We start from the raw sequence: 13,295 nt of genomic DNA, 5'->3' as shown, positions 1-13,295 counted from the left end.
GCCTACCTACTGCCCGCGTCTACGCGAATACTCTCGAATCCGGAGGTAGCGAGCATCCTTTACGAGCTGTGGAGCGGCCTCGGCGATATCATCCAAACATTGTCCGAGTTCCACTCCGACCCACTGTTGATCAGCAAGCACCGCACTCAGCAGCAGCAAAGCCTCCGCTGGGAACTGTCGACACAAAGCAGACTCATGCAATCGGTGAACAACGTAGTCCGAGTACTCGATTGGCTGCAACCAATCCTGTATTGCTGTCAACGCAGCTGGAAACTCGCCTCGTGCCGCAATAGCCAGTCGTGCCAAAGACTCGGAGATTCTCGGAGTGGCTAAATCGCGAGACTTTGGCCAAACCTGTTTCCAAAACGGTTGGGCACGATTTTTCCAGTAGTCTTCGCGCTGATCGCTAGCGCCTTCCAGTGCTTGACAGAGTGCTTGTGCAGAATCTTCCAGCCCAGTCTGAGGAAGAGCACCAACCGCGGAACGAAAATCCTCTACGGTATATCCCTCAGTCGGACCCAACGCTGCATAAGTCAAAAATGCTGCGAATTGTTGCCGGTGCTCCCCAAGATCCGCGTAGTGACATGCGCTTCCAAGGAACTGTTGTTTGAAGGCTAACAATAAAGGCTGATACAGACGGGGAGACCAAAGAAAACCTTCCCAAACGCTTTTAGCTTCTACAGGATTGCTCCAGCTGAAGAGAGGTAAGAGATATTCCTCAGTCCATGGCCGGTCCACACGGAAAAAACTGATTAGTCGCGAACCCAGCAGTACCCGGCCATGACGAAATCTGTCTACCTGAACATCACAAAGTTCGGTAAAGAAAATCTTAAGGTTGGCCGGAAGTGAATCATTGTCGTTCGGATTGAGTTTGAACCAAATATTGATAAGAGTTTGCGTGACATGTCCGACAGGATGATTAATAGCCTCAGTGACAGGCTGTTCAATGGGGGCGCCATTGAGCGTCATCCCCGTCCCAGCATCAATCTGCATCCCTAATACACGGTGGCACAGCTCTAGCAGGAGGCCTTCGTGGTGTTTAATTGATTTGGATACTGCCTGCATCCACCAAGTAACAGCGTGGACGATATCCCGCAAAACAGCCTCGGGCATGCGTAGTACCAAAAATGCAGCGTACCGCCAAGAACGTAACTCCAAGCCCTCTTCCGCCCAGGTTTGCAGCGCCTCACGCCATCGACCTATTGGCCAGATATTGTCTTGTGCTAGATCGCATAGCGCGCACAAGCTATGAAAAAAGCGAGTGCGGCAAACATCTCGCCAGGTATCTTCGTAGAACGATCGACTTTCGAGCTGAGGCGTCTTGATCCAAGTAGCTAGCTCCTGGCGCTTACGAGGGGCAATGTCAACGTAACGATTTTCCTCGTAGTCCGGGTCACTGGAACCACTCATCCAGTGGGAAAACTCGTCGCTTTCGTTCGAGGCCAACTTCCATTCTGGATAGGCTGCAACCAATTCTCTAAGCCGATTCGCCGCAGGTGTTCCAAGAGTGAGACTCGATGCGCTCAGTTTCGCCAAATGGAGCCAGACGGAGCGAGCTACTATCTCCTGCCATCGATCAAATTCGAGGTCTTCCCGATACATATCGCGAGGAGGGCCGGCCAATATTGCCTTTTCCAAACGTTCCTGGGCGGCCCCTTTTAAGAAACGCCCTTGCAGAACAAACAGCCTAAATACCTCCCTTCCTGTATCAGTGGACCAAAGCCAACAACAGTTATCTACGAGCAGCCACTCCACCCACAGATCAGGCTGTACGCAGTTATCTTGACTGGCGGCAAATAGCGCAAGGCGCTTAAACGTGGGGTAAGGCAACTCAAACCAAACCTGTGCGATCCGGGTCGCACGCGTTCGTTCCTGCTTGAAAACTGCCAGCCAAGCGTCGCGCACTAACTCGATCAGACTGACCCAGTCGCGGAATCCCCTGTTCTGCCAGTGCGGTGTAATGGATGGCAAATCCCAGTGTGAGCAATCGCTTCGCTCACTGGCTTCTCCCATTTCGAACAGAAGATCTAGAGCATCACGTAGAAGCTGCTGAAAATCCTCCAACAGGTATGGCAAGGCCGATGTCCAGTACGTGTCTGTCAGGTCGTTTAGTACTGAGTGAACATGATCGGCAGCAAGCACGAGTTCCCAATCCACCAATTGCTTGATCCGAGTGGGCACCTCTTTGCCGTCAGCATCTTCTCCCCAACGAAATGGTTCTCTCAAGGTCACTAAAGGCGCGAGTACCGCACGTAGTTCTAAGCGCAGAGTGGTAGTTAACCCCTCCCGTTTTAACCGATTTTTCCAGTGATACAGGTTGCGTTTCTGCCAAGCAGATTTGACTCGACCGTTAAGCAAGAGACTCCACAACTTACACATCAAGGGACCGGGAATGGCCTTTGGCGCTTGCAAGAGGATGTCATTCAGCTCGGCAGTTTTGCCGTCACGCCTCAGCGCGGCAAAGTGATCCAGCCTTTCCTCTATAAGCCACGGCCAGCGTTCATGCAGCCGGGCACCACGTTGCGCAATCCACAGAATCAACCTTGGATCATCCAGATGACGTGTTAACCAACGGGCCATGTGAAACATCACATCATCCCACTGGCTGTCATTTCCGCCGCCGGAGGCCAACAACATCGGTGGCGCTAGATCATAAGGCGCAGGCCGCCGAATTAGGCTGAAGGACAGTTTGGTATCGGTCTGGTCGTGTGGCGGCACCTCAAAGCGGGGTAAATCACCGTGCCCAAAGCGCTCGTCTGCAAATGCTTCCAACAACCAATCCAGTGATGGGACAGGGTTGGAGTCGGCAAAACGCTTCATCGGCAAACCAGACTTATCTGACAAAGCCCACAAAACTCGACCTACAAAGTCATCTTGCTGCGTACTGTCCTGTGGTCGCGCTAGAGCATGTTTAACAACGAAGGCTTCCTTTCCCTGCACCCCATCTCGGTAGGTGTCTGCCCAAGCGTGTAGTGTTTGATGCAGCGCCGAATGATCGTATGTACCAGCCGGCACGTTATATAGGATGGGCGTGACACCTTTGGCTACCCACTCAATGGTTTTGTGCTGCTCATTTCCTGGTTCGCAGTCGCCAAGAGCCCAAGCTTGCAGCGTGATCTCGCCCTGCATCCGATCAGCTGCCAGAGCATCCATCATGTAGCGCAGCACCGGATCATTGATGCTATAGCCGACAAAGCAGACCACATAGTTGCGGAACAGCTCGCTTACAAAACGAGCGGCCCACCGCTCAGTTAAATAAGCCAAACCAAAATCGCCACTGGTAACCACTAGGCGGTTAAGAGCGGTGTCATCTGCTTTTTCCGGAAGTAAACCGTGGAGGTAAACCGTGGAGGTAAACCAGTCCATTCCATCGGCTGTTCTTGGGAATCGGCAACATTGGCGCGGCGAAGCTCTGGAAGGTTTGGCCGATGCGTTTGGCTGCTGCGTGAAATACACGGTCGAAGTTGGTAGTAACCAACCGTAGTGAACCTTCACGACAGCGCGCCAGCCGCAATAATGCTGCTTGCGTATCAGTAGCCCCTTTGCGGCGAAGTTTCGGCTTTAGTGCCTCTGCCAATGTGCGGCGGACAGCTAGGCGTTGCCCGGGCAATCGGCGTTCCAGCAGATCAAGCGTGGCGTCGAACTGTCCTCGCTCGAAGACGTCTCTTTCAATGTCTGAAAGCACAGTCCCGTTCAAGCGAAAGATATCTTCCACTAGTCCTTTGAAGCCGGGCAAACCTGCCGGGTAGGAAATTCCAGCGCCACAAAAGAAGACCACACGACCTTCCTCATGCGACTGCAAAAGCGCATCCGGAATATCTGGACCGTTAGTGATGAATTGCATTCCTTTGCTTCCTATTTCTTATGTGCTGTTGATCCCCGCGGACGAAAGATACTAAACCATCCTATAGCGCGTTCTACTACGATCCGAAGCCCCATTCTTAGCCGGTGGATGATTGCTGGCTGATTTCCGCCGGTAACGACTGGCTTCTGGCACATAGCGGTTTTCCATATCTGTCGAGGGCGATTCAAAAATCATCATATCCACGTCTTAGCCATGGCTAACGCCATGACACACCACTTCAAACACCCACACCAATACACGGTTGCACCTCTCACTCCCCCCCCCTATAGTTCGCACTTCGCGGCAAAATCCGCGAACGACCTTGGCCGGTCGAATTACAACGACGCATCAGCGTCCAAAACACCATTGCAGACGCTTTTTTTGTGCCTGCGATTCTGTGTTATGGCGGCTGTGTGCGGGACACCTTCGGGTGTGCCGGTGTCGTTGTAGCCGGTCGGCCAACCCTCGCACAGCTGCCACCCTCCATTTGCTTGGCCGCAAACGGTGGAAGCTCTACAACGAGTAACGACCATGGACGATCAATCGACTTCCCGCTTCTCCCCCGTCGACACCCACGACGCCAACCAAGCCGTTTTCTACCTCGACACCCAAGCCTCTCTGAACGATCTGGCCAGCAGTGCGGCCCATCGTTTCACCGTGGTGCGGGATCTGATGGACACGCTGTCCACCCTTCACCTGAAAGACATTGCCGACTGCGATCTGACGCGGGTCACCCGAGGGGTGCATCTGCTCACCCGGGAGGGTTGCGCGGTGCTGGAGGTGATTCAGTGGCGAACAGCGCAAGAGCCCTGAACGCCATTGAACTCAACAAGCGCGTAAAACGCGCTTGGCTTTGCTTTGGCTTTTGATCTGGCTTTTGATCTTGATCTTCCTGCCCCCTCCAGAAGGCCGAACGCAGGCGTTGCGTAGGGGGCAGCTCGGCATGGATGCCGAGCTAGCCGCCCCAGGCCATGGATGGCCTGTGGCGGCGTGCCCCCGAAGCAATGCCGGAGCGAGGGAACGCCGAGCCTAGGCGAGGCGCCGGATGCGGGGGCAGGAGCGTTTTGCTTACTTTTGCGCTTTTCAAAAGTGAGTCGCTGTAAGAGCGAAACCCTAAGCGGCCGTGACCGCAGCAACGGATATGTCCACAGAACCGTATGCAGCCAGGTGAAAAGCATCGGCAGGTTTGGCGAGGACTACGTCCTCGTGCGCAGCCTCGCTGCGCTCGACAGCGGCTACAGGTTTCGATGGTCAGGGCCATCAGGAAACTGGCTGGACTGGTCTAGCCCTTCAGCCTTCATCTATTGAGGAGATCCCAGTGCACTATCCCATCTGCATCGAGTAGGGCGACGAACACACCGCCACCGGCATCCAGATTCCTGATATTCCCGGTGCTGTCACCGCGGGCGACAGCTTCGAGAGCGCCTATAGCGCGGCCATCGAGATTGCCCACGTCATGCTCGAAGAACGGGCCCGAGCCGGGCACGCCATTCCCCTGCCCTCGCCCACCGGCAAACACCGCACCCACCCCGATTTCGCGGGCATGGGCTGGGGCATGCTGGAGATCGACATCACGCCTTACCTGGGCAAGACCGAGAAGGTCAACGTGACCTTGCCGGGGTATGTGATTCAGCAGATCGACCGCTTCGTCCGCGAGCACAACATCAAGAGCCGGTCGTCTTTCCTGGCCGATGCCGCGCTGGAAAAGCTCGGACGCTGAAAGCGGCTGCGTAGGGCAGGCCAAGCGGAGTGAGGCCGGTTGGGGTTGCTGCGCAACCCAGCGGGAGCAAGTTCCCTCGCTACAGGGGTTGTAGCCTTACAAATAGCTGCATCACCTGACTGCATTGAGACAACCAGTTGCACTCCTAACTCCAACTACGGACTGCGTCTCTTTTGCAGCATCTACTCAACCAAAAATGACGAGAAGTAAAATGATAACTTTTCATCTTCAAGATCGATCAATTGATAACGCATCCTGTCGAAACCCGAATCCAGCTTACTCACACTCATATGCATCAACTGAGTCAACCCACCGCCAATATCACGGGACGCAAAATGACTGATATCAATAAATCTGATACGCACAACATCAGCCCCTGCATTGTCAGAGTCTGAAATCGACAGAGACAAATCATAAGCCACCCCATCTTCGTTCAACTGAATACTAATGGCTTGCAAGCAGTTGTGAGCGACAAGCAACTCATTCAATTGCGGAACTTTAATCATTATTTATCCTCGTTTCTTTACCCTTTGGTCCATAGCCAGGACCATATTCATAGGTATGCACATGAGGATCGGAATGATATTCCGCAGGCTTTGATTTGTCTCCATATCCGTGATTCGTGTAATCCGTTCTCTTAGCCTGCCGACCGTACTGATCGTACTCGATAACAGATTTTTCAAGCTTCCCAGTCGCTGGGTTATATCTCTCTTGTGTCGTACTTTTTGTGCCAGGCGTCGTCTGATGCGGCTTCTTTCCGGTAAACACTTCGTCCGGGAACGTTCCTTCCCTTGCAACAACCTTCGTCTCGCCCTTCGTGGCTGTACCTGTTACCTCTTTTGTACCAACAATTCCATTTTTTATTCCAGTTCCAATAGCTCCAGGTTTACCGACTGTCGATGAAAAGATATCCGCCCCAGGACTCAGTCCCCCCATCGCAAAGTCCGCAGCAGCGGCTGCAAGGTTACCATCCGTCGACCGAACACCTTCCGAAATATTTAAATAGATGGCTTGTTGATTTCTTTCCATTGTGGCCAGGTGCGCCATGGAACGTCCAAACTGATCTTTCGCACCCGACTTTCTTATAGTCTCCGCCAACTCCCAATTGGAGGCAGTCTCATCCCTGAGTCTTTCATAAATCTGCTCGCACATGGTTGGATTATTACGGCATAAATCTGGAAACGCTTTATTACGCGCAACATCCAACTTGTCGTAATACTCTCGCACCCTTTGACATTCATCTTCAGAAGCACACGCATTAAGCTTGCGGTCTTTCTCAAGGAGTTCTTCGTGAAATAGGTAGTTGAAGGTAGTCGCTTTCTGTGCAATTACCGCACCGGTATTAAGATCCCCCCCAACAGCAGCAGCTCCAACCAATCCCGCCAGTTGGGAGAAGACCAGATGCAACTCTTCATTCTTGCCGGCCATATCGGCCATGACATTAATCAAGGCTTCGTTCAGGCCTGCAGCGGCTGCACCGGTCTTGAAATCACTCCCTGTCAGCTCTGCCAATAGGCCGCCCATGATTGCGTGGGCAGCAATCTTTTGAACGCCTCCATTTGGAAAGGTGATTTGGTCTCCGACCCAGTTAAATCCCGTGGCCATGGCCATATTGCCCGCCTCCCCCATCAGGGCGGCGTTGAAGTTACTACCGAAACTGCCGCCACCAATGGCAGAGGAAACGCCACTAGAAATTAGCGCTCGCCCTACGGTGCGAGTCGCCGCATCCGTTGCGTTGCTCCAACGGAAAATATCTTTGGATGAGTTGGCGGTGCTTAACGTTGAACCATCTGCAGGTTGAATACCCTGCGTAGCGGTACTGGTACCCTCTGCTGCCGTAAACCAATTTTTGTCCGCATAATCCAGGAATCCAGCCGTAAATCCCGCAATCGCAGCGTTCTTCAGACTCCCCGTACTGAACGTATCTTTCACCGCCAGACCAAGGTTGCCCTTGTTATCAATGGTGCTAGTGACCGCGGTCGTGCTCAGGCTGGCAGCAACTGCCAGGTTTGACCCGCTCAACCCCAAACCAGCGGGGCCGAGGATGAAAGACATCAGAATAGCGATGGCAATCTTGGCGCCAGCGCCGAGGCCAGAAGACTCATACTTGAAGCTGTCGTGAATTTCTTTGACTTGGCGCCAATCGATATCACCACGGGCCTCCGCCTGCTTCATCCAAGCCAGCTTGGGGTCCGCTTGCACCATCGCATCGATGGTTTGGCTAACGCTCTGTTGATCGACCTGCTTGATATCGATACGAATACCTTCGGCAGCTTTGATCACCAGCTTGCCTTGAGCGACCAGGGCGCTTTGTCGAAGGGTCTCATCGGTTTTCCCTTCGCCCTTCATCTTGTACCAAGCCAAATCGCCTTTGCTCTTGGTATGGCTCTCGTCGTGGAAGTCCTTCACTCCCTCGAACACGATGCGGCCACCGCTGTCCAGCGTCAGGTCCTTACCGCTGTCCAGGGTTGCCACTTGGTAACGCTGGTCCCCGCCGCTCTTGAGCGTGAGATCACCGCCCGTCTTGATTTCACTGCCGACGTTAGTGTACTGCGTCACTTCATCGCGTTTCGCCGCGTTGCTCCCCCAACTGCCTTTTTTGCTCATGTCGTAGAGGGAATAGTCGCGGTTGAGTTCAGCCATCAAATTCAACTGCTTACCGGCCACCAGATAGGCCTCGTTACCGGCGTTGATTTTGCTGGCGACCATCGTCAGGTCTTGCAGCGCCGCAACGTTTACATCACCACCGGCCTCAATCGTCGTGCCCTGCTGGCGAACATGGTCTTCTTCCTGCTTGATCTTCTTGCCGCTGCGCTTATAGCGGTACTCACTTGATTCTTCGTTGGCAGCCGCAAGGAGGCTCACATCCTTGCCCGATAAATTGACGTCGCCGCCTGCCTTGACATGGCTGGCAACCATCGTCAAATCGTTCGTCGCCACAACATCAAGATTCCCACCGACCTTGATCTCACTGGCATGCTGCACCGTCTGGCTCTGCGCCCAGAAATGCCGTTTGTCCTGGCGCGTCGAGCCGGTTTCCTCGCGAGCCGCCGCAATCACCACGTCGTTACCCGCGCCCAGCTCAGCGTTCTTGCCTGCGGTAATGGCCCCGCCGACATTCAGCAAATCCCGCGCTGCATGCATCGTCAGGTTGTTCTCGGCCTCAACCCGCGCGGCGCTATCGACGACTGCCGTCTTGGAGCTGAAGCCCTTCCCACTGTTTTCAATCGTGGTGATGGTCCGGTCATTGCGGATATCCCCAGTCAAGGTACTCAGGTCAACATCCTTACCCTTGAGAATGCCGCCTTGCATGTTCACCAGGTCCTTGCCCGCCACCAGCTTCAGCTTTTCACCGGCCTGCGCGAGCCGCGTATTGACGAGGTTGTTCCCCGCTGCTGCCGAAAGGTTTTCGCTGGCGCGCAACGTGCCGGAGTTCTTCAAATCCGCACCGGCAATCAAGGTGACGTCCTTGCCCTGAATCAACGCCCCATCCGCCGTCAGGCGGTTGTTCGCCTGGGCCATGTACAGCACGGGGACCAGCACGTGCTGGCCATTGATCACCTGGTCTTCCATCCAGACGATGTCATGGGTCAGTGCGGCGACTTGCTGCGAGGTCAAAGTCACGCCAACGGATAGGTTGAGTTGCTCCTTGCTGGCGATGGCGTTGTTCATCAGGTACTTGAACATGCCTTCGTCGGTGTTCTGGCCGGCGATAAAACGCTGACCTGTGCGCGCGGTGACGGCTTGTTGAATCAGGCGTTGTTCATAGAGACCATCCCCCAGGCGCTTCCAGCTGGTTTCAGGGTCGTAGCCCAGCTTGCCCAGCAGGTAGTCCGAGCTCATGAACTGCTTGAGATCGGTGAAGGCGGAGTTGGTTTCGACCAGATATTTGGGGCCGACGAACACCCGGCTGGCGTCCGAGCCCTGGATGTTGGCTTGGCTCAGGTCCTGGCTGTTTTTGGCAACAGCGGCGCTGTCGACCACGTGAAACAACCCGTTCGTACCGCTCGGCAGGGCGAAGCCCGGCATGCTGGTCGGGTTGACTTGTTGCTGTGCCAGGTCCGGTGGCAGTTGCGGGTTCAGCACCACCACGGCGGGCTTGGTCACGGTCGTGGCGCCGCCCTTGTCCGCGACGGGCGTAGGCGGCGTGAACTGCACGATGCTGCTGTTTTCCAGCTGCTGGGTCGCCTGGATGCTGATGTTGCCGCCCGCCTGGATCACCGAGGCAATGGGATCGCCCGGGGTCACGGTGGTGGTGTCGCCCACCAGGTTGAAAGAGTTGAGCGCGCCCACCGGCAATACCTTGGGGTTGGGTTGGGCGTTGTAGGGGTAGATCCAGTTGGCGCGGAAGCGCTCATCCGTACCGTCGGTAACGCGGCCCGTGTTCCAGGTGCGTGTGCGTGTGCTGGTACCGGTGGTAGCGCCGATGTTGGCGAAGTTGTCGGCGGTGATCAGCAGATCCGCGCCCGAGGCCATAGTGCTGTATTTATTCAGCACGCTGGATCCATCGACGGTCAGCTTGGCCCCACTTTGGATAGATGAGCTGGCCGAATCTGTCGCGACCACACTTTTGGAGACTTCGTTGGCAATGTAATCGACGTTGTGGTGGTCACCACTGCAGTCGTAGCACCTCACATTCAGGCTGCCCGATACCAGTTGGTCGACAGTGCTGAACACGTCCTTGCGGTTGATTACGCTGTCGCTGCGCACCAGCACATCGTTGGCGGCTTCGATATGGCTGGAGATGTTTTCCAGTGACGCACTGCGAGCCACACCGTCGCGGGCCATCATGCTCAGGCCGCCGAGGCTGTAGATGTCGGCGTAGTAGTTGGTCAGGTTCTTGAAGCGCAGCGCCATGTCGGTGCCGCTGAAGATCAGACCGTGATCGTTGCGCACCGCTTCGGCGTTCAGATCGACCTTGCCGGCGCCGCCGAGGGTGCCGGTGTTGGTGACATTGGCGACGGTCAGGGAGAACGCTCCGCCGCTGGTGATGCGTCCGGCATTGGTCCAGCTGTCGCCCTTGGCGGTGAAGCTTTGGCTGGCGGCAAGTTTGCCGGTGGCTGCCTGGTTGAGCTGGCCTACGGTGACATTCAGCACATCAGCCTGAACATCCGTGCTGTTGTCCCAGGTGGCGGCGTCGACGGTCAGCGTGCCGGCAGTGGCGACACTTCCGCCGATGTTGCTGAACTTCGCCAGATCGACCCCAAAAGTGCCCGTGCCGACGTGACGGACATTGCCGCCGGCGTTCTTGAAGCTGGCCATGCGCAACGAGACGTCATGGTTGGCGGCTTCGATCATGCCGCTCTGATTATCCAGCAACCGCGCGCTGGCTACGCTGGCGGTGCCCTGTTGACCGAGGGAGCGCATTTTGCCGTTCTGGTTATTGATGGACGCGGCGTCAATCAGCAAAGCGCTGGCGCCTTCGACCAAGCCAGATTGGTTGTTCAGTTCGCCGGTCAGGCCAAAATCGATGGCATCTGCGGCAGCTCGGCCTTGGCTGTTGTTGAGATGGGTAGCGCGTACGTTCAGGGCTTGCTTGGCCAGCAATGCACCGTTCTGGTTGTCGAGGATCGTGCTGGTGATCTGGGTATCGCCGCTCAGGGCAGCAATCTGGCCGCCATTGTTCAGTAGCGATTGTTGCGCGCCCAGGTTGATCGACTGGGCCTGGATCAGCCCCGCTTCGTCAGCTGCGGTGAGCGATTTCCCGTTATCCAGCACGGTCGCCGAGGTGGCCTTGAGCTTGCCCGCAACACTGGCCAATACACCGCCACGGTTATCAACGTTGTGGGCTTCGATGGTGAGGTTTTCGGTCTGGGTGATGACGCTGCCATCTTGGTTATTCAGCCCTGCGCCCAAGGTCGCGGTGATGCCGCTCTGGCTGAGCAGGCTGCCCGTGGTGTTGTCCACCGCACCGCCGTTGATTGTCAGGCCCTGCTGGGTGCTGACGATGCCTTTACCGGTGTTGATCAGTTGCTGATGGGCAGTGAGGCCCATGGCATTGACGGAGGCGATGTAGCCGTCGAGGCTGTTGTCGATCGTGTCAGCGGTCAGGCTGAGCTGGCCTTGGCTGATCAGTTTGCCGCCTTGCTGGTTGAAGGCTTTGGCGGTGGCGAGGATGTCACCCTGACTGGTGATCTGCCCCTTAGCGTTGTCGACGGTGGTGCCATCCAGGGTCAACGTGCTTTTGGCGGTGATCTTAGCGCCGCTGTTATCGAGGCTGGCCACGTCCAGGCCAAGGGTATCCTGGCTGCTGATGACCCCGTTGGTGTTCTTCACCGCTGCCGCTTTCAGTGTTTGCTCACCGCCGCTGGCGAGGGTACCGTTGGCGCGGTTATCGAGCTGACCACCGAGGGTAGTTTTGAGCGTGCCCTGGCTGGTCAGGGTGCCGCCGCGATTGTCGATGTCCTGGGCGTTGAGGGTCATCCCGGTGTTCGCCGACAGCGTGCCGGCGCGGTTGTCGAGGGTCTCGCTGACGGTTGCCTTGAGGTCGCGACTGGCGATGACGCTCTGGCCACGGTTGTCGATGTTCTTGGCGGTGAGGGTCACATCACCGGTTTGGTTGCGGGTGCTCTGTGGGGTGACACCGGCCTCGATCAAGCCAAGGTTGTTGAGCTGACCTTCACTGGTCAGCTTGACGCTGTCCCGAGCGGCGATGGAATGGCGGTTGGTCAGTGTGCCTTGGGTGGTTGCGTCGACACGGGTACCGGCATAGACCGCGCCCTGGGCATCCAGGCTCTTGGCATTGATGACAACCGCTTGCGCCGCCGTGGCCTGCGCCAGGCTCAAGTGACCATTGGCATCCAACTGCATATCGCCGCCACTGGCGAGCATGTTGCCGTCAAGCTTTACGCCGACACCGGCTTCACTGCTGACCAGCTTGATCGCCCCGGCGTACATGCCGCCCAGGGCCGAGGAGTCGATGGCCAGTTGAGGGGCCGTCGCCGGGTCGGTGGCACGCGCAGTCGCGTTCAGGGTCTTGGCATCAACATCATTGGCGCCGGCAATGATTGTCAGGTTCTTGGCCTGGATTTCGGCATTGAGCTTGGCTGAGCGGGTGATGATCTCGAAGCGGTCGATGTTGTTGGCATTGAGCCCGGCCCCTTCAATAACAACGCTGCCCTGGTCCACCTGATACCGCTGAAGCTGGCCGTTTTCGAGCACAGGCTTGCCGGTGGTCAACGTCGCTTGCGGGGTGTTGATAAAGCCGCAGCCGTTGCAGGTAACACCATACGGGTTGGCCACGATCACATGGGCCGACTGCCCCGCCACTTCGGTAAAACCGCGCAGTTGGCTGGGGCTACCGCCGTTGACCTCGTTGAGGATCACCCTGGCAGCCGTACCGTTGAGATTCTGGTTGCCGAGGATGATCCCGCCCAACTGCGTGGACTGAGTGCGGCTGGTGGCGTTGTTGAGGATCACTCCCTGTTGGCCGACGTTGTAGTCCTGGAACTGGTTATGCGACAGCCCGCTGCCATTGGGTGCACTGATGTTGACGATAGGCACACCATTCGCCGCCTGGCCCAGGCTGGTGCCCGGTGCGCTGACCACAATCCCCTCCGCCTGCACCAGCAACGGTTGCCAGAACATGACGTTCGCCAAAACAAACGCCAACCCGCGTTTGGGCAAGCCCATGAAGTGGGAGCGGCTTTTCAGGGATGCAGAAGGTTGGCGCGCAAGGAAGGCGAGCTGTTGAACGTCCATGTCATGTCTCGATGCCCAAGGGCGGTAAAA

The 13,295-nt window shown here is 56.4% G+C and carries 5 protein-coding genes and 1 pseudogene; 2 read left to right on the top strand and 4 right to left on the bottom strand.

What is annotated here, in order from left to right; all coding sequences use genetic code 11:
- Positions 1 to 6: 6 nt before the first annotated feature.
- Positions 7 to 3,366: an anti-phage defense-associated sirtuin Dsr1 gene (gene dsr1, locus Q8O96_RS02815; RefSeq protein ID WP_371826154.1), complete on the bottom strand. Its 3,360-nt coding sequence runs from the start codon at positions 3,364 to 3,366 to the stop codon at positions 7 to 9.
- Positions 3,308 to 3,844, bottom strand: a complete 537-nt coding sequence (locus Q8O96_RS31125; protein ID WP_371826153.1) for a hypothetical protein — start codon at positions 3,842 to 3,844, stop codon at positions 3,308 to 3,310. Before Q8O96_RS31125 ends, dsr1 begins: the two co-directional genes overlap by 59 nt.
- Before the next feature lie 531 nt (positions 3,845 to 4,375).
- On the opposite strand from Q8O96_RS31125, the gene Q8O96_RS02810 reads away from it, so the two are divergent.
- A complete protein-coding gene (locus Q8O96_RS02810; protein ID WP_305948309.1) occupies positions 4,376 to 4,657 on the top strand; it encodes a hypothetical protein in 282 nt (93 codons plus the stop codon).
- Positions 4,658 to 5,162: 505 nt separating this feature from the next.
- Positions 5,163 to 5,564 (top strand): annotated as a pseudogene (locus Q8O96_RS02805) (type II toxin-antitoxin system HicB family antitoxin).
- Positions 5,565 to 5,746: 182 nt separating this feature from the next.
- Here the strand turns inward: Q8O96_RS02805 and Q8O96_RS02800 are convergent.
- Both Q8O96_RS02800 and Q8O96_RS02795 read right to left on the bottom strand, forming a co-directional pair.
- Complete coding sequence (locus Q8O96_RS02800; RefSeq protein WP_305948308.1) at positions 5,747 to 6,070, bottom strand: hypothetical protein; 324 nt, start codon at positions 6,068 to 6,070, stop codon at positions 5,747 to 5,749.
- Positions 6,063 to 13,265 carry a DUF637 domain-containing protein gene (locus Q8O96_RS02795; RefSeq protein ID WP_305948307.1) on the bottom strand — a complete coding sequence of 2,401 codons (7,203 nt, stop codon included), beginning with the start codon at positions 13,263 to 13,265 and terminating at the stop codon, positions 6,063 to 6,065. Before Q8O96_RS02795 ends, Q8O96_RS02800 begins: the two co-directional genes overlap by 8 nt.
- Positions 13,266 to 13,295: the final 30 nt, after the last annotated feature.

The organism is Pseudomonas sp. LPH60 (assembly GCF_030718165.1).
Taxonomy (GTDB): Bacteria; Pseudomonadota; Gammaproteobacteria; order Pseudomonadales; family Pseudomonadaceae; genus Aquipseudomonas; species Aquipseudomonas danubii.
Note: the sequence above shows the minus strand (reverse complement) of the source record. Positions and strands in the feature narration are given on the sequence as shown.

Coding starts and splice junctions, on each gene's coding strand:
- Q8O96_RS31125 (WP_371826153.1), bottom strand. CDS start 3,844: ATGCAATTCATCACTAACGGTCCAGATATTCCGGATGCGCTTTTGCAG.
- Q8O96_RS02810 (WP_305948309.1), top strand. CDS start 4,376: ATGGACGATCAATCGACTTCCCGCTTCTCCCCCGTCGACACCCACGAC.
- dsr1 (WP_371826154.1), bottom strand. CDS start 3,366: ATGGACTGGTTTACCTCCACGGTTTACCTCCACGGTTTACTTCCGGAA.
- Q8O96_RS02800 (WP_305948308.1), bottom strand. CDS start 6,070: ATGATTAAAGTTCCGCAATTGAATGAGTTGCTTGTCGCTCACAACTGC.
- Q8O96_RS02795 (WP_305948307.1), bottom strand. CDS start 13,265: ATGGACGTTCAACAGCTCGCCTTCCTTGCGCGCCAACCTTCTGCATCC.